General features: G+C 72.0%; 21 protein-coding genes. 5 read left to right on the forward strand and 16 right to left on the reverse strand.

The genetic code is table 11. The features are described 5' to 3' along the window. Positions 1-22: 22 nt before the first annotated feature. Positions 23-976 carry an ATP-binding cassette domain-containing protein gene (locus LX15_RS09735; RefSeq protein ID WP_253669191.1) on the reverse strand — a complete coding sequence of 318 codons (954 nt, stop codon included), beginning with the start codon at positions 974-976 and terminating at the stop codon, positions 23-25. Between the two features lie 98 nt (positions 977-1074). Here LX15_RS09735 and LX15_RS09740 point away from each other — a divergent pair, with 98 nt between their 5' ends. The 3 genes from LX15_RS09740 (at position 1075) to LX15_RS09750 (ending at position 3958) form a co-directional block, all read left to right on the forward strand. Then, positions 1075-1644 carry a TetR/AcrR family transcriptional regulator gene (locus LX15_RS09740; RefSeq protein WP_253669192.1) on the forward strand — a complete coding sequence of 190 codons (570 nt, stop codon included), beginning with the start codon at positions 1075-1077 and terminating at the stop codon, positions 1642-1644. 231 nt (positions 1645-1875) lie between these two features. After that, entirely contained in the window at positions 1876-2631 is a 756-nt protein-coding gene (locus tag LX15_RS09745; RefSeq protein ID WP_253669193.1) for an SGNH/GDSL hydrolase family protein, read from the forward strand. A 361-nt stretch (positions 2632-2992) separates the two neighbouring features. Continuing rightward, positions 2993-3958, forward strand: a complete 966-nt coding sequence (locus LX15_RS09750; RefSeq protein WP_253669194.1) for a porphobilinogen synthase — start codon at positions 2993-2995, stop codon at positions 3956-3958. Here the strand turns inward: LX15_RS09750 and hemC are convergent. After that, positions 3955-4881 carry a hydroxymethylbilane synthase gene (gene hemC, locus LX15_RS09755; RefSeq protein ID WP_253669195.1) on the reverse strand — a complete coding sequence of 309 codons (927 nt, stop codon included), beginning with the start codon at positions 4879-4881 and terminating at the stop codon, positions 3955-3957. The genes LX15_RS09750 and hemC overlap by 4 nt on opposite strands. Positions 4882-4897: 16 nt before the next feature. Then, positions 4898-5569, reverse strand: coding sequence for a D-glycero-alpha-D-manno-heptose-1,7-bisphosphate 7-phosphatase (locus LX15_RS09760; RefSeq protein ID WP_253669196.1), 672 nt, complete (start codon positions 5567-5569; stop codon positions 4898-4900). A 135-nt stretch (positions 5570-5704) separates the two neighbouring features. On the opposite strand from LX15_RS09760, the gene LX15_RS09765 reads away from it, so the two are divergent. Next, positions 5705-6817, forward strand: a complete 1113-nt coding sequence (locus LX15_RS09765; RefSeq protein ID WP_253669197.1) for a glycosyltransferase family 4 protein — start codon at positions 5705-5707, stop codon at positions 6815-6817. Between the two features lie 85 nt (positions 6818-6902). Here LX15_RS09765 and LX15_RS09770 read toward each other — a convergent pair whose 3' ends face one another. From LX15_RS09770 to LX15_RS09830, 13 genes are all read right to left on the reverse strand, one after another. After that, on the reverse strand, positions 6903-7493 hold the full coding sequence (locus LX15_RS09770) for an SIS domain-containing protein (protein ID WP_253669198.1): 591 nt from the start codon (positions 7491-7493) through the stop codon (positions 6903-6905). A gap of 43 nt (positions 7494-7536) precedes the next feature. Then, a complete protein-coding gene (locus LX15_RS09775; RefSeq protein WP_253669199.1) occupies positions 7537-8304 on the reverse strand; it encodes a phytanoyl-CoA dioxygenase family protein in 768 nt (255 codons plus the stop codon). Then, on the reverse strand, positions 8291-9457 hold the full coding sequence (locus LX15_RS09780) for a DegT/DnrJ/EryC1/StrS family aminotransferase (protein WP_253669200.1): 1167 nt from the start codon (positions 9455-9457) through the stop codon (positions 8291-8293). Before LX15_RS09780 ends, LX15_RS09775 begins: the two co-directional genes overlap by 14 nt. After that, entirely contained in the window at positions 9454-10374 is a 921-nt protein-coding gene (locus LX15_RS09785) for an NAD-dependent epimerase/dehydratase family protein (protein WP_253669201.1), read from the reverse strand. Before LX15_RS09785 ends, LX15_RS09780 begins: the two co-directional genes overlap by 4 nt. After that, entirely contained in the window at positions 10374-11306 is a 933-nt protein-coding gene (locus LX15_RS09790; protein WP_253669202.1) for a radical SAM protein, read from the reverse strand. Before LX15_RS09790 ends, LX15_RS09785 begins: the two co-directional genes overlap by 1 nt. 11 nt (positions 11307-11317) lie before the next feature. Then, entirely contained in the window at positions 11318-12106 is a 789-nt protein-coding gene (locus LX15_RS09795; protein WP_253669203.1) for a glycosyltransferase family 2 protein, read from the reverse strand. A gap of 7 nt (positions 12107-12113) precedes the next feature. After that, complete coding sequence (locus LX15_RS33055; protein ID WP_253669204.1) at positions 12114-13115, reverse strand: GHMP family kinase ATP-binding protein; 1002 nt, start codon at positions 13113-13115, stop codon at positions 12114-12116. Next, entirely contained in the window at positions 13108-14274 is a 1167-nt protein-coding gene (locus LX15_RS09805; protein WP_253669205.1) for a 2-deoxy-scyllo-inosose synthase, read from the reverse strand. Before LX15_RS09805 ends, LX15_RS33055 begins: the two co-directional genes overlap by 8 nt. Positions 14275-14296: 22 nt before the next feature. Continuing rightward, positions 14297-15169, reverse strand: a complete 873-nt coding sequence (locus tag LX15_RS09810) for a DNA-methyltransferase (protein WP_253669206.1) — start codon at positions 15167-15169, stop codon at positions 14297-14299. A gap of 39 nt (positions 15170-15208) precedes the next feature. Further along, the gene (locus tag LX15_RS09815; protein WP_253669207.1) at positions 15209-16411 is read right to left on the reverse strand and encodes a DegT/DnrJ/EryC1/StrS family aminotransferase; all 1203 of its coding nucleotides are present in this window, start codon (positions 16409-16411) and stop codon (positions 15209-15211) included. A 337-nt stretch (positions 16412-16748) separates the two neighbouring features. After that, positions 16749-17783 carry a phosphotransferase enzyme family protein gene (locus LX15_RS09820; RefSeq protein WP_253669208.1) on the reverse strand — a complete coding sequence of 345 codons (1035 nt, stop codon included), beginning with the start codon at positions 17781-17783 and terminating at the stop codon, positions 16749-16751. Between the two features lie 824 nt (positions 17784-18607). Continuing rightward, entirely contained in the window at positions 18608-19978 is a 1371-nt protein-coding gene (locus tag LX15_RS09825) for an FAD-binding oxidoreductase (RefSeq protein ID WP_253669209.1), read from the reverse strand. Between the two features lie 122 nt (positions 19979-20100). Next, positions 20101-20772 carry an alpha/beta fold hydrolase gene (locus tag LX15_RS09830; RefSeq protein ID WP_253669210.1) on the reverse strand — a complete coding sequence of 224 codons (672 nt, stop codon included), beginning with the start codon at positions 20770-20772 and terminating at the stop codon, positions 20101-20103. 226 nt (positions 20773-20998) lie between these two features. Between LX15_RS09830 and LX15_RS09835 the strand changes: the two genes are divergently transcribed. After that, the gene (locus LX15_RS09835) at positions 20999-22036 is read left to right on the forward strand and encodes a helix-turn-helix transcriptional regulator (RefSeq protein ID WP_253669235.1); all 1038 of its coding nucleotides are present in this window, start codon (positions 20999-21001) and stop codon (positions 22034-22036) included. The last annotated feature ends 125 nt before the right edge of the window (positions 22037-22161 follow it).

The following is a 22161-nucleotide window of genomic DNA, read 5'->3' on the forward strand; positions in this document are numbered from 1 at the left end:
ATCTCCTTGCCGTATGGGCGGATCAGGCGGCCTGCTCGTCACGGAGGCTGCGGCCGGTGAGCGCGAGGAACACGTCGTCCAATGTGGGCTGGCTGACGTCCGCCGACACCGCGCTGACGCCCGCCGCCTCCAGCGTCCGCAGGTACTCCGGAAGCACCCGCGTCGCGGGCGAGACCCGCAGGCGCACTGTCGTCCCGTCGACCTCGACCTCCCCGGAGAACCGCTCCGCGACACCACGGGCGACGGCGGCGTCGGCCTCGGTGGACGTGGTGACCGTGATGTGGTCGCCGGTCAGCTCGCTCTTCAGCCGCTCGGCGGTGCCGTCCGCGATGACGCGGCCGTGGTCGACGACGACCACACGCTCGGCCATCCGGTCGGCCTCCTCCAGGTAGTGGGTGGTCAGCACGAGCGTCATCCCCAGCTCCCGACGCAGCCGCAGGATGTGCTCCCAGATGTTGGCCCGGCTCTGCGGATCGAGCCCGGTGGACGGCTCGTCGAGGAACAGCAGGGCCGGCCGGTGCACCAGCCCCATCGCGATGTCGACGCGGCGCCGCTGACCACCCGACAGCGTCCCGGGCTTGCGCAGGGCGAACTGGTCGAGTTCCAACTGCCCCAGCACCTCGTCGGCCCGCTCGCGCGCCGCCGCCACGCCCATGCCGTAGGCGCGGCCCTGCGTGACCAGCTCGTCGCGGACGCGGAAGTTCTCGCCGGCGCTGTTCCGCTGTCCCACGTAGCCGATGCGGGCACGCACCCCCGACGGGTCGGTCCGGATGTCGCAGCCGGCCACGGTCGCGCTGCCCGACGTCGGCGGCAGCAGGGTCGTCAGCATCCGCAGGAGCGTGGTCTTGCCCGCGCCGTTCGGCCCGAGCAGGGCGACCAGCTCCCCCGGCTCGATGTGGAGGTCGATCCCCGCGACCGCCGGCACGGTCTGTCCGCCCATCCGGAAGTGCCGGGTGAGCCCCCTCGTGTCGATCATTCTCGTCCTTCCGCTCGCCGATCGAAGGGCGAGACTACCGGAATGGAACGTCAAAGTTCCATCTTGGGTCTGTGGCGTTCCTTGGCTAGGTTGTGGCCGTGAGTGGAGCCCGCAGCCGAACCCGGCGCGCCATCCTGAGCGCCGCCGCCTCGGTCCTCGCGCGCGACCGCACCGCGACGCTGCCCGCGATCGCGGAGGCCGCCAACGTCGGGCGAACCACGCTCCACCGCTACTTCCCCGACCGCGAGGCGCTGATCAGGGAGACCATCAAGGACTCAGCCGAGGTCGTGAGCAGGTCCGTCCAGGACGCCGCCCCGCACGAGGGGCCGCCGCTGGAGGCGTTCCGCCGGGTGATCACCGCCTTCGTCGACGTTGGCGACCGACTGATGTTCCTGTTCGGCGACCCGCGCCTGCTGGAGTCGCGCGGCCCGACGTCCCAGCCGATCGCGCCCGGCGACCCCGTGCTCGACCTGATCCGCCGGGGCCAGGCCGAGGGCGTGTTCGACCCCGAACTCAGCCCGTTCTGGATTCGCAGCGTGGTGTGGTCGCTCGTGTACACCGGCTGCGAGGAGGCCGCCAACGGCAACCTGCCCCGACACGGCGTCGTCTCCACCGTCCTGCGCACGCTGGAGAACGGGATCACCAGAACGCCAGCCCGGTCGTCGTAACGCGCTGCCGCCAGTCTCTTGGCGGATGACCGCCTGACAGCGAGGGTTGCTCGTTTCGTGGCGTTGGTGTTCCTGCGCTTTCGCGCTTCGGCGAGCCCTGGGATCGGCGTTTTTGTTCAGTTGTCACTGAAACCTTCGCGGCGCTCATTCGCCCTGCGTGGAAGGCAGCGCGCGAGGTCAGGGCAGTTGCCGGCGGACGACACCGATCACGGCCCACTGAGAGTGCGGGGCATGCGCAAGCGTTTCGTGGCCCTCGGCGACTCATTCACCGAGGGCGTCGGCGACGAGGACCCCACCCGCCCGAACGGCGTCCGGGGCTGGGCCGACCGCGTGGCCGAACAGCTCGCCGCGGCCGACCCCGAGTTCCGCTACGCCAACCTCGCGATCCGGGGCCGGCTCCTCGACCAGGTCCTCACCGAGCAGCTCGCCCCCGCGCTGGCCCTCGGCCCCGACCTCGTCACCCTCTACGCCGGCGGCAACGACCTGCTGCGCCCCAAGGTCGACATCGACGCGCTGGCCGAGCGCTACGAGCGGGCCGTGGCCCGACTGACCGGGACCGGCGCGACCGTCGTGCTGTTCACCGGCGTCGACGGCGTCGCCGACCCCGTGTTCCGCAAGCTGCGGGGACGCACCGCCATCTTCAACGAGCACACCCGCGTCATCGCCGCCCGCCACGGCGCCCGCGTGGTCGACCTGTGGGCCATGCGCCAGCTCCGCGACCGCCGGCTGTGGGCCGACGACCGCCTGCACCTCAACGCCCTCGGGCACACCGAGGTCGCCATCGCCGTGCTCGACGTCCTCGGCGCGCCGCACGACCTCGCCCCCGCGAAGCTCGGACCCCACACCGTGATCAGCCGACGCCAGCAGCGCGCGGAGAACCTGCGGTGGGGGCGCGAACACGTGCTGCCGTGGATTCGCCGTCGGCTGCGCGGTGAGTCCTCGGGCGACACGATCGCCCCGAAGCGCCCCGACCTGCTCCCCCTCTGACCACCCCCACCCCGCACTGGTAGATCATGTGTGGGTGCGACAAGACTGGAGGCGCACTGACGACAGACAGGTCTCCGAGACGGCCCCACGCTCAGCATCACCGCAGGTCACGAAGTATGGTCCCCGCACACGCGGGGGTGAGTCCTGCGTGGAGGTGGCCGGCGACGACGTAGTGCCATGGTCCCCGCACACGCGGGGGTGAGCCAGCACAGGCATCGACGAAACCAACCCGCGTGCAGCAGGTGGCACTCGAACAGCCGCTCGCTCCCACCCGTCTCCCACCGCTACTTTCTGTCACAGATCTGGCGCCTCCTGATCACATCGGGTACTGGAACCGCGCCAGCCGCAGAGGGGGACGTTGATGCACCAGGCCGCCCTGTTCACATCCCGCGCCACCGACACCCTTCGGGGGCGAAGGACGGTCCGCCACTTCCTGGAAGGTCCGGCGCTCACTCCGGCCGACCTCTCCCTGGTTCTCCTGGTCACCGAGGACGACACCACCGAACGTCCTATGCCGACAGTCACCACGATCGGCATCCCGCCGGTCATCCGCCGGGCGGCGGCGCTGGGACTCCGCTCCGTCAAGCTCTTCGCGGAGTCCTCCCGGCGTGACGCCAGCGGGGAGGTTTCGCTGGCCACGGACACGTTGATGGTGCGCGCCATCCGCGCCGTGAAGGACGCGGATCCCACCATGGCGGTGATGACGGAGACCTGCCTGTGCTCCTACACCCCGGACGGCGTCTGCTACGTCACCGACGACGACGGTCGGCCGGACGTGCCAGCGACCATCGACATCACCGCACGACAGGCCGTCGTGCACGCGGAGGCCGGGGCCGACATCGTGGGTCCGGCCTCGATGGTGACCGGCACCGTGGCCGGTGTTCGCGCGGCGCTCGACAGCACCGGGTTCCACACGGTGTCGATCATGCCGCACGTGATCTTCTGGTCTCACCTGTACGACCGGTTCCGACTGACCATGGGCGCGACTCCGAAGGCGGGGACCAACCGTGAGTTCCAGATCCACCCCGGCAAGGCGGACCAGTTCGTCGAGACCGCGCTCCAGATGGTCGGCGACGGCGCCGACATGATCCTGCTGGAACCCGCGCTGTACTGCGGGGACGTGCTCGCCACGCTGCGCCAGCACACGCGCGTGCCGCTGGTCCCCTTCTCCGTGTCCGGGGAGTACACCGCCCTCACCACGGTGAACGAGGCAGGACTACGCGACGTGCGACTGCTCGTCGAGCTGTTCACGATGCTCAAGCGGGCCGGGGCGCACGCCACCCTCACCTACGCCGCGTTGGACATCGCCCAGCAGCTCAACGCCTAACCCCGGATCGCGGAGAGGATGCGCTCGGCGCCCTGGTCGATGAGGTCTTCGGCCAGGGCGCGCCCCACCTTCTCCGGCTCTGCCATCGCCCCGGTCGTCTCTCCCTGAACACGCTCACGGCCGTCCAGACTCGTGACCTGCCCGAGTATGCGCAGGGTCCCGTCCTCGGTGACGCGAGCATGAGCACCGACCGGGACGCTGCATCCACCGTGCAGCTCGGCGAGCAGAGCGCGCTCGGCGCGAACGGCAGCGTCCACTCGCGCATCAGCCACGGTGGCCAGCATGCGGCTCAGTTCCTCGCTGTCCTCCCGGACCTGAACGCCGAGCGCGCCTTGCCCCGGCGAGGGCGGGAACTGGTCCACCGGCAGCATTTCGCTGATCGCGTCGTCCAGACCGAGACGGCGCAGGCCCGCGACCGCGAGCACGACCGCGTCCAGCGCCATCGTCTCGATCTTCTTCAGCCGGGGCGGGACGTTCCCCCGGATCGGCACGATCTCCAGGTCGGGGCGGACCGCGAGGAGCTGGGCACGACGACGCGGCGAACCCGTCCCCACTCGCGCGCCCCGACGTAGCCCGGCGAGAGTGCTCCCGCACAGGGCATCCCGCACGTCCCCCCGCCCCGGCGGAGGAAGCAGGACCAGACCTTCCGTCGTGGCGGTCGGGAGATCTTTCAGCGAATGGATGACGACGTCGACCTCGCCACGGGCCAGCGCCGCCTCCTGCTCGCTGCTGAACGCGGAACCACCGCTGACGGCGGAGACGGTCGCGAGCGGGGAGCGCCGGTCCCTGTCGCCACCCTCCAGGATCGCCCGGTGCGTGAAGGTCACATCGGGAAACCGCTCCTTCAACGGCGCCAGGTACTCGCGCACCTGCGCGCGGGCGAGGTTGCTGGCACGAGAACCGACGAAATACGTGACTGGCACGAAGGGTGCCCCCTCGTCAGGAAGAGTCCATGAGCCGGTCCGCCGAGCATAGATCCTGAGGTTCTCCGGACACGTTTGGGTGACCCGCAGGCAGGTTGCGCTCCTCACCGAGGCGTACATCATCCCCGCGCACGCCGGGATATGAAGGGGAGCGGGCTGTTCCGGCTGTCAGCAGCCAGTTCACCGCCTCGGGCAGGTTGGTGGCCAGGTGGTCGGCCGTTGAGGGTGTTCCGGGTGGGGCCAGTCGGACGGCTCGCGTTCCTGCCGCCTTTCCGGCCAGCACGTCGGTCTCCTCGTCGCCGATGACGACCGAGCGGGAGAGATCGATGGCGGGATTGTCGGCCACTGCCTTGAGGAACAACCCTGGCAGCGGCTTGCGGCATCCACAGCTCTCTTTCTGGTGCACGCAGGAATAGAGGGCGTCGAGGCGCGCCCCCTCGGCCGCCAGCAGGGCCAGCAGACGCCGGTGCACGGCGCGCAGGGCGGCCTCGGTCATCAGTCCGCGCGCGACGCCGCGCTGGTTGGTGACCAGCACCGTCACCCAGCCCGCCTGGTTGAGCCGGGCGACGGCGGCCGCCGCGCCGGGCAGCAGGGCCAGCCCGTCAGGAGTGGTCACGTACCGCCCGGGCGGCGGTTTCACGTTCAGGGTGCCGTCCCGGTCGAGGAATGCCGCGCGCAGTCCGTCCACAATCGTCTCCGCTTCGGGGTCGCTGGACTGTTCCGGTGAGTTCCCTTGTCGGATCCTGGTGCCGCGCGGATAACCTCCGGACCACCGTTTCGCCCGCGACGCGGGCGAAGGGGGACCGACGCACCAGGAGGCGACATGCGCGTCCTCTTCGTATCCGCCAACGAGTCGGCCCCGTGGGGTCCGAGCGAGACCAACTGGGCGTTGGCCGCCACGCACTGGCTGCGGGAGGGCGCCGAGGTGCACGCCAGCGTGCGGGGCTGGGACGAGTTGCCGGACGAACTCCTCGCGGTGGAGAAGGCCGGGTGCGTGGTGCACCGCCGGTGGGAGCCGGCGCCGTTCGACCAGCGACCGGTGTACGAGCTGCCGTGGAGTGAACGGCAGCGGAGCACGTTGGAGCTGGTGCGGCCGGACCTCGTGGTGGTCTCGCAGGGCGACAACTACGAGGGACTGGGCTGGATGGAGGAGTGCGCCCGCCGGGGTTATCCCTATGTCGCGTACGCCAATTCGGCGGCGGAGCACGAGTGGTTGCCCGATGAGGTCGCGGAGCGCCTGGCCAAGGGCTACGCCGGCGCGCGGGCCTCGATGTTCGTCTCGGAACGCAACCTCCGGCTGACCGAGGACCAGGTGGGCGGTCCGATCGAGAACGCCCGCGTCGTCCGGTGCCACTTCAGGGTTTCCTACGACGCGGCCCCGCCGTGGCCGGAGTCGGACGAGCCGTTGCGGCTGGCGTGCGTGGCTCGGCTCGACCCGAACGACAAAGGCCAGGACGTGCTGTTCGACGTCCTGTCGCGACCGAAGTGGCGTCAGCGCCCGGTGCGGGTGACGTTGTTCGGCTCCGGCCCGTGCGAGCGGGTGCTGCTGGCGCTGCGCGACCGGCTTGAACTGTCCTCTGTGGACTTCGCAGGGCACACGGCCGACGTGGAGGGGATCTGGCGGGAGCACCACGCGCTGGTGCTGTGCTCGCGCGCCGAGGGCCTGCCCACGGTGATCATCGAGGCGATGCTCTGCGGGCGTCCGGTGATCGTCAGCGACGTGGCGGGCAACACCGAGCTGGTCGCCGACGACGTGACCGGCTTCGTGGCGGCGGGGCCGGTCGTCGCCTGCCTGGACGAGGCGATGGAACGGGCGTGGCGGAACCGGGACCGGTTGCGGGAGATGGGCCGGCTGGCCGCGTACAGCGTCCGGGAGCAGGTGCCACCGGACCCGATCGCGCTGCTGGTCGACCAGCTCGCGGAGTTGGTCCCCTAGGCGCGCGGACGCCGGGTGGCCGGCTGCCCGCGCGCGGCGCGCCCACCCTGTTCCTCCCCCGGGACACACCCCGCCCTCCCCGGCGCTAGTCGAGGGCGGGGCTGTCCCGCAGGACCTGGGTCACGAAGTGGAACACCATGCTGTGCAGGGCCTCCGCGAGGCCGACGTCCTTGGTCGGGACGTTGACCTCCACGTCGGCGAGGCGGCGCAGGTCACCGCCGTCGCCGGCGGTGACCGCGATGACCGACATGCCGGCCGCCCTGGCGTAGCGGGCCGCGCTGACGACGTTCGGGCTCGTGCCGGAGCAACTGATCGCCAGGACGTGGTCGCCCTCCCTGCCGAGCAGCCGCAGCGGTTCGACGAACACGTTCTCGTAGCCGGTGTCGTTGGCGTAGGCGGTGAGCATCGAGAGGTTGTCGGTCAGCGCGAGCGCGCGCAGCGGCGGGTTGCCCGGCGCGGACGTGCCCTTCAGCAGGTCCTGCGCCAGGTGCGACGCGGCGGAGGCGCTCCCGCCGTTGCCGATCAGGTAGACCGTGCCGCCCGCGCGGCGGATCCGGTCGAGTTCCACGACCAGCCGGTGGACCTGCTGCGCCATCGTCAGCAGCAGCGGGCCGGCCCCGGCCACGTACTCCTCCCACGAGGACCGCAGCGCGGCACTGGTGATGTCTTCGGTCATCGGTCCTTCCTCTGGTCCGCGGACCTCCCGGACCGCCCCCGCCTCAGCGCACGAAGTCCTCCTCGACGTCGTGGTCGACGTAGCCCTGGCCGCGCAGGTCGGCGGTCTCGCCGTCCAGCTCCCGCCAGTCGACCAGGAACGTCGGTCCGTAGCTAAAGGCCAGCAGGGTGCGGTCCCCGTCCGACAGCTTGCGCCGGGTGCCGTGCATCAGGGCCTCGTTGAGCAGCAGCAGGTCCCCGGCCTCCACGAACACGTCGGCCAGGGTGGGGAAGCCCTCGTCGATCAGCGACCTCCGCTCGCCGCGACGCGCCCTGGCCCGCAGGAGCGGGAAGTTGGCCTTGTGCGAGCCGTGGAGGTAGCAGAACGAGCCGTCCTCCTGGGTCCGGATGGCGCTGAGGTAGATCAACGCCTTCACGTAGGTGCAGTAGATCCGGCCGTCGTGGTAGGTGTGCATGATCGACAGGTCTCGGCCCACCGTGCGGTCGGGCATGTCGAGCAGCTCGGCGTAGCCGCCGTGCAGGTACAGCGCGCTGTGCCGCTGCCGGCGCAGGGCGTACGCCTCCAGCAGCCGCATCGGCTGGTTGATCACGTCTCTCGCCCTGCCCACCACCCGGTCGTCCAGCGCGAGCTTGCCGAAGGTGGGGCTGTGCGCGGTCAGGTCGTCGAACCGCTCGGTGTTCGCGTAGGGCTCGGTGGCGCTCAGCTCGTCCAGCTCGGCGCGGAACCGGCGCACCTCGTCGGCGTCGAACGCCCCTCGGACCACGAGGAACCCCGTCGTGTCGAAGACGTAGAGGTCCTCATCGGACAACATCGGCATCACCTTCCCCTTCCGGTACCGCCACCGCTTCCATCACCTGGGCCAGGGCCGCCACCACGAAGTCCACGTCGTCGTCGGTCATGCGGGTGTGCAGCGGCAGGCAGACGTGCCGCGCGCACGCCGCCTCCGCCACGGGGTAACGCCCGGCGGGGAGCCACCCGCGCAGGACGGGCTGGTGGTGCAGCGGGATCTCGTAGATCGCGCCGCCGAGACGCACGCCGCGCCGCTCCAGTTCGGCGGACAGCGCGGCCCGGTCGACGGCGGGGTCGAGCAGCAGCACGTACTTGTACCAACTCGCCGGGTCATGCGGTGGGAGCAACGGGCGCACGCCGGGAATCCCCTGGAGCGCCTTGGTGTAGCGCCGGGCGAGCCGGGTCCTGGTCTCGACGAACTCCCCCAACCTGCGCAACTGGGTGCGCCCCACGGCCGCGTGCAACTCGCTCATCCTGGCGTTCTCGCCGAGTACGGTGTGGACACTGCGCCACGGTTCGGGCTTGCCGAGGTTGCGGTGCAGGCGGACGAGATGGGCCAGCTCGTCGTCGTCGGTGACCACCATCCCGCCCTCGCCGGAGGTGATCACCTTGGTCGCGAAGAAGGAGAAGGCCCCGGCGACGCCGAACCGCCCCGCGTGCCGGCCGCCCAGTCGGCTGCCGTGCGCGTGCGCGCAGTCCTCGACCAGCCAGAGGCCGTGCCGGTCGCACCACTCGGCGATCGCGGTCACCTCGGGGGTGATGATCCCGCCCATGTGGACCAGGAGCACCCCGACGGTCCGCTCGGTGGCGGCGGCCTCCAGCGTCGCCAGGGTCGGCGCGAGGGTGTCGAGGTCGATCTCGGCCAGCCGGGTGTCGAGCCCGGCCAGCAGGGGCGCGGCCGCCGAGGAGTAGAAGGCGTTGGCCGGCACCAGCACCTCGCCCCTGGCCCCGTCGGACAGCGAGCGCAGGACGCAGACGAGCGCCGCGGTGCCGGACGCCACGGCCACGGCGTGCCGGCTGTCGACCAGCTCGGCCATCTCCGCCTCGAACGCCTCGACCTGGGCGCCCTGCGCGAGCTGCCCCGACCGCAGCGCGGCGGCGACGGCGGCCTGGACCTCCGCGATGTCGTCCTCGGAGAAGTCCGGCCGGACCGGGTCCACCCGGCGCGCGCTCACGGCCGCCCCACCCGCAGCCGCTCGACCTCCCTGCGCAGCCCCTCCCGCAGGGAGATGGTGGGCTGCCAGCCGAGCTGCACCCTGGCCTTGTCGGTGGAGACGAACCGTTGGGAGTAGACGAGTTCGCCGCGCCGGGTGGGTTCCTCCCTGTACACCACGGGCACCCCGCCGAACAGCTCCGACACCCGCGCGGCCAGCTCGCCGGTGGTGACGATCTCCGGCCCCTCCAGGTTGTAGACCTGGTTGGCGGCGACGGGGTCGGTGGCGAGCAGGAACGCCTCGGCGAGGTCGTGCACGTGCAGGAACGCGCGGCGTTCGCGGCCGTCGCCGTAGACGACCAGCGGCCCACCCTCGGCCGCCGCGCGCAGGAAGGCCGAGACGACCAGGCCCGGCCACATGCCCGGCCCGTAGACCGGGCTGTAGCGCAGGACCGTGAACTCCTGGCCGTGCAGGCGGGCGAAGTCCCACGCCAGGAACTCCTTGGCCATCATGGAGGTGGTGTAGAAGTGGCCGGCGCCGCTGGGCAGGAACGGCTCGTCCTCGTCGACGGCGTCGACCCGCATGGCGTTGTAGACCCAGCAGCTCCCGGCGATGATCACGCGCCGGACGCCGGTGCGGGCGGCGGCGCCGAGCACCACGGCGGTGCCGGTGACGTTGCAGTGGATCGCCGTGGTCGGGTCGGCCAGCGCCGCCCTGGCGTCGGCCACCCCGGCCAGGTGGGCCACCACGTCGGGTCGGAACGCGTCGACCGCCGCGCGCACCTCGCGTTCGGCCGTGACGTCCAGCGCCCAGCCGGGGAACTCCTCGTCGGGGGTCCACGCCGTGTCCAGCACCGCCACGTCGTGGCCCTCGTCGCGGAAGCGCCGCGCCACGTGCCGGCCGATGAAGCCGGCCCCTCCGGTCACCAGAGCACGCATCAGATCCTCTCCCTCACGCCGTGCACGCGGGCCCGCCAGTCCTCGGGGTCGGCGACGGCGCAGCCGTCGTCGTGGTCGGGCTCGTCGGCGAGCCGGGCCAGGAACTCGCGGTCGAGCAGCTCCTCGGTGGGACGTCGTTGCGGCGCCAGGAACTCCGCCCTGGGGAGCTGGTGGTGCGGCATCCTCCTGCCCGCGCTGCCGAGGCAGTTCCGGCAGGCCGCCAGGGGCCGGGGCGAGGTGAGGTAGGCCAGCAGGCGCTCGGCGAGATCGGGCCGGTCCTCGATCGGCAGGGCGTCGGCCCACGGGTCCTCCGGCCGCCCGATGACCCTGGGCAGGAAAACCGCCTGCGGGCAGCGGAAGAAGTGTCCCTCGTAGACGGTGTGGCAGCGCCAGACGTGGGCGACCTGGCAGGTCGTGAAGATCTGCTCGACCAGGCGCGCGTCCTCGGTCCCCACCTCGGAGTAGGAGTAGCGGAAGTGGGAGTAGTACGAGACGGTCAGCGTGGTCTGGTGCCGCTCCGCCTGGCGTCGGACGTGGGCCAGCTCGTCGTCGGACAGCTCGCGCCCCGGGTAGATCGAGACCTCGACCTCGTCGACGCGGGACCAGAAGTCGTCGCGCATCCGGGGCAGCAGCACGCCGTTGGTGCACACCAGGACGCGAGGCGCGATCCCGCTCTCCCTGATGATGTCCAGGATTGGCACCAACTGCTTGTGCAGCAACGGTTCCCCGCCGAGCACCTTGACGAACCGCGCGCGCAGGAACCGGGCCAGCAGCCCCAGGTCCCTGCGCACCACCTCGGGGTCGACCACCGACCGGCGGAAGACGGGCGAGAGGTGGCTACAGGACGCGCAGCCGAGGTTGCAGTGGTGTGCCACGTTCAGCTCGCAGCCTTCCGGGGTCACCACTCTGCCGTCGACCAGCTCATAGCTCATCGCGTCACCCGCTAACACCAGGAGAAGGTGGAGTCGAAGGGAACCGAGAAGTTGTTGGAGTAGCCGCCGAGGTAGTAGCGGAGCGTCGGTTTCCCGGTGCACGCCACGGGTTCGCCGCGGGCCTGGAGGTCGCGGGCGAACTTGTCGTCCTCGCCGATCGACCGCGCCGCGTCGTCGGCGTCGAACTCGTCGCGGAAGGGCACCTCCAGCAGGAGTTCCCTGGCCAGCAGCCACTCCCCCGTGTCGACCGAGACCACCGGGTCGGGCACGTCGAGGGGGTCCAGCCGGTCGCGGCGCACGCACGAGCCAACGCTGACCACGCCCGCCGCCAGCATCCTGGCGTACTCCGCCCTGCCCTCGGCCTCCTCCCGCGACCACGGCGAGCGCTGCTCCAGGTACGGGCTGCCGTCCTGGTTCAGCATGACCAGGTGCGAGTGCACGGCGCGACAGCCCGTGGCGCGGGCTCGGGCCAGCAGGCTGGCGAGGTGGTCGGGGGTGTACTCGTTGTCGTCGTCGAGGAAGGCGATCCACTCGGCCTCGCTGACCCGCACGGCGAGGTTGCGCAGCCGGGAGGAGCGGCCGGGGCCGGAGACCTCGCCGGCGGAGCGGGACACCACGATCCAGCGGAGGTTGTCGGGCAGCGACCGCCGGTGGCGCAGGAAGGCGAACGTCGGGGCGCAGTCGTCCACCACGACGAGGTGCTCGACCCGGTCGACGCGCTCCTGCGCGGCCACCGACCGGATCGCCCTGGCGAGCAGGCCCGGCCGGTTCCTGGTGATGGTGACGACGGTGATCGACATGGGCGGCTCACACCGGGAGTCGGGCGACCATGCTGCCGGACGGGGCGAACCCGAACGGCAGCTCGGCCGCGTCCAGGGCCCTCATCGCCCGCCGCAGGTCGTCCTGGCGCTCGGGGGGACAGTGGACCAGGAGGAAACCGCCGCCGCCGGCCCCGAGCAGCTTCCCGCCGGTCGCGCCGGCCGCGCGCGCCTCGGCCCACAGCCGCTCCGCCCTGCCGGTCGACACGCGCGAGCCCAGCCGGGACTTCGCGGCCCAGTGCGCGTCGAGCAGCCCGCCCACCTCGTCCACGGCGCCCCGCAGCAGGCAGTCCACCATCTCGTCGGCCAGCTCCCTGATCCGGTGCAGCAGGCCGAGGACCTCGGGTTCGCCGAGCAGGGTCCGCCGGACCTGCTCGGACAGCACGCTCCCCGAGTCGTGGCGGCCGCCGGTGTGGAAGAGCAGGAGCCGCTGGTCGAGGGCGGCCACGACCGGGGGCTCGACGCCGAGGTCCCGCACGTCGACGCGGCCGTCCTCGTGGAAGTCCAGCAGCCGCAACCCGCCGTAGGCGGCCATGTAGTGGTCCTGCTTGCCCACCGGCCGGCCGAGGTCGGTCATCTCGACGGCGCTGGCGCGTTCGGCGATCTCGCGGCGGGACAGGCCGACGTGGGTGGCGTGCACCAGGGACACGGTGAGCGCGCCGGAGCCGCCCAGCCCCGAGCCGCTCGGCGCGTCCCCGAACGTGGCGACGCGCGCGGCCCCGGTCAACCCCACCCTGCGGAGGCAGGCCCTGGCGACCGGGTCGGGCAGGTCGTTGATGTGTCCACTGTGGTCAATCGTGTCCGTTGTCACCCTGAGCCGGCCGGAGAACTCCCTCGGGTGCACGACCACACCGACGTAACGATTGATCGCCACGCTGACCACCCGGCCGCCGAACTTGGCCGCGTAGCTGGGCAGGTCCGTGCCACCACCCGCCAACGAGACGCGCAGCGGCGCCCTGGCGAGGACCACGTGCTGTTCGGTGTCAGGCACCGGCCGGGCACCTCCCCCGGCACTCCTTGCCCCGCCGCAGCAGGTCGTGCACGGCCTCGCGCACGACGGCGCGGGGCACCGACGTGAGGAACCGGCCTTCGTGGTTCGCCGGTCTGCCCAGTCCCTCCAACAACACCATGGGCACGACATCGCGGTCGTGGTGCCGGTAGCCGCGCTTGTTGTCGAACTCGACGTGGTGCAGCACGGTCCCGGGGTCGATGCCGGCGCTCAGGCACGGACACACCCCCGCCCGCGCGACCAGCTCCTCGTGCAGGGCCACGGTGTCGTCGTCGAGCAGGCCCAGTCGACGGGCCACGGACGCGGCGGCGAGCATGCCGAGCGCGACGGCCTCGCCGTGCCGCAACGGGCCGTCGGGGCGGGTCTGGGTCGCGCCGACCAGCTCCAGGGCGTGGCCGACCGTGTGCCCGTACTCCAGCAACACGCCGACCTGGCGCTCGTGCGGGTCCTCGGCCAGCAGCCGGCCCTTGACCTCCAGCGACAGCTCGAACACCCGGCTCAGCTCGTCCTCGTCGTAGTCGGAGGCCGGGCGCAGCAGTCCGCGCAGCTCCGGCACCTGTCGGGGGGCGAGCACGAGCGCGTTCTTGACCGTCTCGCAGATCCCGGACCGCAGGTCGCGCCGGCCGCTGCCGGCCAGCACGGTCAGGTCGATCAGGATCATCTCGGGCACGTGGTGCAGCCCGACCGTGTTCTTGGCGTAGGTGGTGTTGACCGCCTGCTTCGCCGACAGCACCGAGTCGCAGGCGGCGATCACGGTCGTCGGGACGTGGGCGAACCGGATGCCCCGGAACAGCAGTCCGGCCAGCAGGCCGGCGACGTTGCCCGGCACGCCGCCGCCCGCGGCGACCACCACCGACCGGCGGGTGACCCCGAAGGCCAGGGCCGCGTCGACGTGACGGGCCAGCGTGGACAGTGTCTTGTGCTCCTCGCCGGGGGGCTGGGAGAGCAGCAGCGTGGGCGCCTGCCGGTGGAGCGCCTCGGCCAGCCGCGCGCCGACGATCCTCCGCACGGTGTCGTCGGTGACGACGACGTAGCGGTCGGCGTCCAGGTCGAGCAGCAGCCCGACCGCGTCGTCGAGGAGGTTCGGGCCGCGGACGGTGCGGACCAGCCTGTCTCCGAGGTGGAAGTCGCTCTTCAGCACTGCGATCAGGCCCTTCGGGTGCTCACGGCGCCGGCGGGGCGGTCGTCGTCGGACCGTCGGGGGTCGCGGGGCCGCCCCCGCCGGCGGAGCGCGCCGCCAGCAGCCGACGGCGGGCCACCTCCACCGCCTCGGCGGAGAAGTCGTTGCAGGACCACCTCCTGCCGGACAGCTCGGCGGCCAGCGCCGTGGACCCGATGCCGACGAACGGGTCGACCACGTGCTCCCCCGGCTCGGTGAGCAGCCGGATGAAGTACGCGGGCGCGGCCACCGGGAACCGGTCCTCGCTCGGCCGCGTCCCCTCGGCCCGACAACGGTCGAGATACGCCTGGTCCACGTCCGCGTCGCCGAACGCGAGGAAGTTCCCGAACGGATGGGTCAGGTGGCTCTGGAAACCCCGGACCCTGCGGTTGTCCACGGGCACGTCCGGTGTCCTGGCGAGCCAGAACCAGGTCGTGACGCAGTCGCGCAGCCGGATTCCCCGCTCCTCGACCCACTCGTCCTTGGCGAGGAGGAAATCCGGGTTGTACCAGTAGAACTCCTGCAACAGCTTCCACGTGCCCGAGGCGAGCAGGGCGGCGATCGCGGCGAGGTTCTGCGCGGTCCGCACCGGCGCGTCCTCCGCCCAGGTGCAGCCCATCTCCAGGACGACGCTGCCGTCCGGCAGCAGGACCCGTTCGATCTCCCGCAGGAAACCCGTGATCCACTCCGTGAAGCGGGGACTGACCGGGTCGGCGGAGTCGGCCGTGAAGGGGCCGGTGAACCAGGGCGAGGTCACGACGAGGCGGACGTCGCGCGCGGGCAGCGACGCGAGGAACGCGGTGGCGTCGGCCCTGGTCAGCCGGCCCAGCTCGGTGGAGAGCACCGAGGGCGGCCGGTCCGTGCTGGTGGTGGTCACTGGGCGGCCCTTCCTGTGCTGGACGCGAGGGGGGTGGGGTCAGACCCGGACGAGCTGGTCCCGCACGCGGCGCAGGGCGTCGGCGACGAGAGCGATGTCCTCCGGCGGGGCCAGGAACATCCGGTGCGGGAGCAGGACGCAGTGCTCCCCCTCCCGCTCCGCCACCGGGAGGCGGAACCGCCGGGGGTCGAGCAGGCGCGCGCGCTCGGCGGACGCCTTGGTCCACCCGGAGGCCAACGGCTGGTAGAGCACGTTGTCGGTCAGGGCCGAGTCGATCGGCTCGACGTGGAGGCCCAACTCCCGCGACAGCGCCTCGGCGACGACGTGCTTGCAGTTCTGGCCGAACACGGCCGGGGCGAGGCGGACGCAGTACTGGTAGGCGGCGTCCTCGGTGAGCCCGGCCGGCCGGGACAACGGGCTGGCGCCCTCCACCTCGGCGAGCAGGTCGTCCAGCCGGCGCATCGCCACCCGGCGCCGCGCGTTCTCCCCGTCCAGCCGGTCGAGGCCGTCCAACGCGACCGCCGCGTTGAACTCGCTCATGCAGTAGTTGTAGCCCTGCACGCCGGGCAGTTCCTCCAGCTCCAGCTCGCCGACCGGGGTGCCGACGCGACGCCGGCGGCCGTCGGCGCGCTTGCGGGACAACAGGTCGTGGATCTCCGGGTCGGAGGTGACCGCGACGCCGCCCTCGCCGGAGGTGAGCAGTTTGGTCTGTTGCAGGCTGAACGCGCCGACCTGGCCGAGGGAGCCCAACCGACGGCCCCGCCACCGCGCGCCGTGCACGTGCGAGCAGTCCTCCAGCACCGGGATGCCGTGCCGGCCGGCCAACGCGGTCATCGCGTCCATGTCCACGGCGGACCCGTACACGTGCACGGGCATGATCAGCCTGGTTCTCGGGGTGATCGCCGCCTCCGCCGCCGCCACCGACATGCACAGCGTGTCCGGCTCGACGTCGACCAGGACGGGCACGGCGCCCACGCGCAACACGGCGGACGCGCACGCCACCCAGGTCAGCCCCGGCACCAGGACCTCGTCGCCCGCGCCAACGCCCAACGCCTCGATCGCGATGGTCAACGCGGCCGACCCGTTGCAGGTCGGGACGGCGTGCGCCGTTCCGACGAATTCGGCGAAACGCTGGGCGAAGGTGTTCTCGAACGATTCCTCACCGGTGTGCGCGCCGCTGACGGCCCACCGGCCGGAGCGCAACGCGGCGAGGAGTCGCTCCTCGGTTCTCGCGGTGCTCACGGGCCAGTCCGGCCACCGGGTCCCGGAGTCTCGGCGAGGATTCGGACGACCAGGGCTCATAGGCTTCCCCGTCCAACCAGGAGACGGCGCGCGACGCCGTCGAATACAGGTGTTGGGAGTCGCTTCCGAAAAACTGGGAAAACATTCCTCCGAACCATTCGGAGGAAGACCCACCGACTGTAACGAGGGCGGGGAATTGGGGTCAATCCCCTGTCACGGTGCGCCGCCATGCGGCCAGTCGGAAGGCCCGTCCGCTACGGGCCGCACACCGTCGCGGAACCGCTTGGGCCGGGTGCGGTGGCACCGGGACGGCCGGCCCGTTCGTTCAGCGCACACCTCAACTACGAGAGGTAGTCAGCTCCGCCGCGCGGTACGCCCGAAGGCTGGCGGCGGCGTACTCGGGGTCGTAGTGGACGCCGGCGGCACGCGCGGCGCGCGCCTGGCGGATCTCCGCGCGCAGTCCGCACCGGACGAACGGAACGATCATGTGCTCGGGGTACGGGGGCCCGCCCGCGTCCCGGTAGGCCGCGAGGAACCCGGCGGCGCGGTCGGCGATCATCCGGTCGTTGTCGCGGTTCTTGGCGAACTCCCAGGTGGCCCAGGCCAACTCGGACGCGAGCCAGCCGTGGCGGACGTCGTCCCAGTCCAGCAGCCCGACGACGCGTCCGTCCCGCCACAGCAGGTTGCGGCGGCAGAAGTCGCCGTGCGCCACCCCGCGCGGGTACGCATCGCCCTCGGTCGCCCGCCACCGGTCGAGCGCCCGGTCCAGTTCGCGGTCCAGTTCGCAGTCCAGTTCACGGTCCCGTTCGGGATCCGTTTCGGGGTCCTCGACTTCCGCGCGGTCCCCCATGCCATCGGGGTCCTCGGCCCCGCCCCGGTTCCCGAATTCTCCGATTCCTCCGTATATGCCGAACGCGCCGGGGCCATGAGGCCCGGCCAGGACGGGGTCCGGCGGCGCCTCTCCGGGACGGGAAGGCCGGGGACCGGGGTCCAGACGCGTCGCCGCCTGGTGCAGACGGGCAAGCAGACGGGCGGCGGCGACGCGTTGCCCGGCGTCGTCGCGGTCCACGTGATCGCCCTCGACGTGGGGCCAGAGGGAAACCGGGCCGTCGGCCCAGTCCACGACGAGCCGCCCCTCGGTCGTGGGGAGCGGGGTGACCACCTCCGGCACGGTCTCCGCCAGGTCGACCGCCACGCGGTAGCACCACTCCAGCTCGGACGCCCGCGCCCGGCGCGCGATCCGGACAACGAGCGGGCGGGGCCGCTCGACCCGCCACAACACACACTTGTCGCTGACGCCGAGCAGCGGCTCGCCCTCGTCGAGATCCATCTCGTACCGGGCCGCCAGAAGCATCCGCAGCGCCGTCGGCATCACTCGCGTGATTATCCTCCCAGGCGGTGCCCCCAGGGTGTCTCCTCAAAGCTGGTGTGGCTGCTCTGGTGTGATCCCGCACGGTGGTGCGTGGGCACGAGTTGGCCGACGAGCAGTGGCAGGCGATCAAACCGCTGGCGCCCGCCTCCGGCGTGAAGGGGTGTCCACGGGTGGACGGACCGCCGGGTGATCAACGGGATTGCTTTTCAGGGCGAAGACGGGTGTGGCCTGGCGTGACCTTCCGGAACGGCGTGGGCCGGGGAAGAGGTGTCGACCACCGGTTCTGGCGGTGGTCACGCACCGGAACCCTGACCACTCCGGGCCGACCCGCCACCCGGGGCGAGCCGGGTGATCGCGGACAACGACTACTCCCACCGAGCCATCCGCTCCCACCTGCGCCGACGGCATCTCTCAGGCGACGATTCCCGAACGCCGTGACCAGCAGGCCCACCGGCTACGCCGCAGCCGGACAGAGGGGGCGCCCACCGGCCTTCGACCGCACTGCCGACCCACGCCGCACCGTGGTTGAGCGGTGCGTCAACCCGTCTCACGCAGTTCCGCGCGATCGCGACCCGGTTCGACAAGACCGCGACCTCCTACCAGGGCGTGATCGATCTGGCCACGCTGCTCATCACGCTGTGAGGACACGCCCTGGCCCTCATCATGGGAAACGCACCCGATCGTCGTTCCACCATCCCGCCGCTCTGTCGGCCTCTGTCACGGGAATTCGTGGGCACAGAAGAAAAGGCGCGCGAAGACACTCGGCTGTGTCTTCGCGCGCCACGGTTCCTCACGGACGCGAGGCGCTCACGCCAGGATCAGGATCAACGGCGTGCCGGCGGGATGTTCTGGTTGTGCCGGAAGAGGTTGGTGGGGTCGTGGAGGGTCTTCAGCTCCACGAGCCGCTGATAGGTCTCCGGGTCGTACTCCGCCCGGACCTGGTCACTCGAAGGCGCCCCGCCGAGCATGAAGTTCGGCGAGTGGCCGAGCGCCGACCCGCCCAGCGCCTCGACCAGACGGCGGTGGGCCTTCTGGTCCACGGCGGCGTCCGGGGAGGTCGCGAACGTCAGTGCCCGCACCATGTACCGCGCGTCCCGGTGGCTCACCGCGTTGGGGACGGCCGGGGGCCGGCCGAGCGCGCCACCGAGATGGTGCAGGAAGACGATGCACGGGTTCGCCGAGTCGGGCGCGGCCAGGTCGAGGAGCGCCGGGATGGTCGAGGCGTCGACGTCCTCCAGCAGCAGGTTCGTGCCGACGTACGCGTGCGGCTGGGTCGGGTCGCCGTGGATGGAGCCGGACTCCGTGTACGGGATCTCCGCGAGCGTGTCGACCAGGCGCGGGCCCACCGCCCGCAACGGCGCGACGAGTCGCTCTCCCTCGGCGGCGTCGCCGTCGTGGGCGATCGCGACGTTGGCGACGAACCGACCGCGCAGTGGTTCGGGCACGCCCGGGAGGTCCGGCATCGGGATCAGGCTCACCGAGGAGGTCAGCCCCTCGGGCACGGTCTCCGTCCACTCGCGCCACGTGCGCAGGAGCTGGGGGATCAGGTCGGTGTCGAAGAACAGCGCGCCGCCGTAGAGCCGGGCGACCGGAACGAGGTCGATCTCCATCCCGGTCACGACGCCGAAGTTCCCCTGCCCGCCGCGCAGCGCCCAGAACAGGTCCGGGTCCTGTTCGGCGGTGACCTGGCGGAGGCGGCCGTCGGCGGTGACGACGTCGACGCGGCGCACGTGGTCGGCCGCGTAGCCGTAGCGGCGGGCCAGCAGGCCCATGCCGCCGCCCAGCACATACGAGACCACGCCCACGCCCGGCGCGCTGCCGTTGAGGGGCGCCAGGCCGTGCGGAGCGGCCTCGTGGATCACCTGCTCCCAGCGGGCTCCCGCCTCGACCCACGCCGTCCGCGCGGCGGCGTCCACCCGGACGCCGGTCATGCGGCGGGTCGAGACCAGCACGCCGCCCTCGGCGCCGGCCGACAGCCCGTGTCCGGTGGCCTGGACGGCGACGGTCAGGCCCCGCTCGCGGGCGAACTCCACCGCCACGCGCACGTCCTCGGCCCCCGTCGCGCACACGACCACCGCGGGCCGGTGGCGGTCGGCGGTCTGGTAGCCGGCGCACTCCTCGGCGTACCCCTCGGTCCCCGGCGGGAACACCGGTCCGCGCACCAGGCCGGCGAGGGCAGCGACATCGTCGGACATCTCACCACCCTGGGTGCGCGTCGGAGCGGGAGCACCGTCCATGGCCGTTTCCTTTCCCTGTCTCGAACGGAAATCCAGCGTGTCTGCGGGGTTCGCCCGGGTTCACCGGGGTTGGCCGGGGTTCACTCGGCGACGGAGAGCAGCAGCCGGAGGAACTCCTCCGGCGCGTCCCGGAGGATGTCGTGGCCGTACGGGAGGTTGTGCACCGTCCACGTCGGGTCCTGGCGCAGGCGCTCGTAGGTCGGGGTGAACGGGGTGTTCTCGAAGCCGGCCATGTAGAGGAAGTGCCGGGTGGGGACCTTCTCCCACGCCCCGGTGAGTCGGATCTTCTGGAGCAGCGTCGCCAGCGGGTGCGTCCTGGCGCGCGGGTCGAGGCCGAAGGGCGGGGCGGTCGCGGTGTACCCGTCCCCACCGATGCCGCTGAGGTACGCCTGCCGCCACAGGTCGTTCACCTGGTCCCACGCGGACTGGCCGTCCTCCGGCACGAAGGCGTCGGCGTAGACCAGCGCCCGCAACCGCTCGGGAACCCGGTCGGCGACCCCGCTGACCACCATGCCGCCGTAGCTGTGCCCGCACAGCACGGCGTCCTCGATCCTCTCGTTCTCCAGCACGTTGACCACGTCCTGGATGTGCGTGTCGAGGTTGACCGAGGAGGTCAGCAGGTGACTCCGGTCGCCGACGCCGGTCAGGGTCACCGCGTGCGCCTCATGGCCGTGCTCGCGCAGCTTCCTGGCGAGCGGCTCGAACCACCAGCCGCCGTGCCACGCGCCGGGAACGAGAACGAAGGTGGTCATGAGAGCGCCTCCTGGTTCAGGGTTTCGGGTCAGGGTCTTGCTCAGGGGTGTCGCGGAACGGACGCCACGGGCACCTGACTGTCCACTGAGGACAGACGTTGGCACGGGGGCGGTCCGTCGGTCCCGACGTCCTGCCCGGTCCTGCCCGCCGGGTCGCGACAGCAACGCTAGGCACCCTTCCGGACAGGACCTGTCCGGAAGGCGTGGCAGCCTTGTCGATGTGACGATGACCATGCCCGCCCGCATGCTCCGCCTGCTGTCGCTCCTCCAGAGCCGACGGGAGTGGTCCGGCGCGGAACTCGCCGAGCGGCTGGGGGTCACCGACCGCACGGTGCGCCGCGACGTCGACCGGCTGCGCGAGCTGGGCTACCCGGTCGACGCGAGCCCGGGCACCGGCGGCGGCTACCGCCTGGCCTCCGGCAGGGACCTGCCGCCCCTGCTGCTGGACGACGACGAGGCCGTGGCGGTCGCGGTCGGGCTGCTCACCGCGCCCGGCGGCGGGGTGCGCGGCATCGAGGAGACCTCGGCCCGCGCGCTGGCCAAGCTGGAGCAGGTCCTGCCCGCCCGACTGCGGCACCGGGTCGCCGCGGTCTCCGAGGTCACCCTGCCCATCACCCTGGCCAAGGGGACCAGGACCGACCCCGCGGTGCTCGCCGTCGTCGCCGCCGCCTGCCGCGACCACGAGCTGCTGACCTTCGACTACGAGAGCCGGGAGGGCGCGCCGTCCTCACGTCGGGTCGAGCCACACCACCTGGTCACCGTGCACGGGCTCTGGTACCTCGTCGCCTACGACCCCGAGCGGGCCGACTGGCGCACCTTCCGGGTCGACCGCGTCACCGCGCCCACGCCCACCCACCGGCGGTTCTCCCCCCGCCGGCTGCCGGCGGAGGACGCGGCCACCTATCTGGACCGCACCCTGGCCGCCGCCCCCTACCGCTACGACGCCGTGGCCACCGTGGCCGCACCCGCGTCCGTCGTGCTGGAGCGGATGATCGGACCCTCCCGCAGCCGGGTCGAACCGCTGGGCGCGCGCCGCTGCCGCGTCCGGCTGGGCGGCGACACCCTGGAGATCGTCGCCCAGCGGCTCCTGTCGCTGCTCGCCCTCGACGTCGACCTCACCCTCGACGGCCCGGCCGAGGTGCTCGACCACCTCCACGCGACGGGTCGGCGTCTGGCCGAACTCGCCGCCACGGGCAGCACCAAGCGCGACAGCGCCACGAAGGCCAGCACGCAGGCCGGCACGGGGCCAGGCGACGGCGCGTGACTCCATTTTGGAGGTGAGGGGCGTGGCCGACGGCGGCGGGCGGGATGTCCTTGAGCCGGACCGACGTGAGCGGACCGCCGCGCCGGGCCACCTGGGTGTGCAGCGCCAGCTCACACGCCGTCCAC

Source organism: Streptoalloteichus tenebrarius (assembly GCF_024171885.1).
Classification (GTDB): Bacteria; Actinomycetota; Actinomycetes; order Mycobacteriales; family Pseudonocardiaceae; genus Streptoalloteichus; species Streptoalloteichus tenebrarius.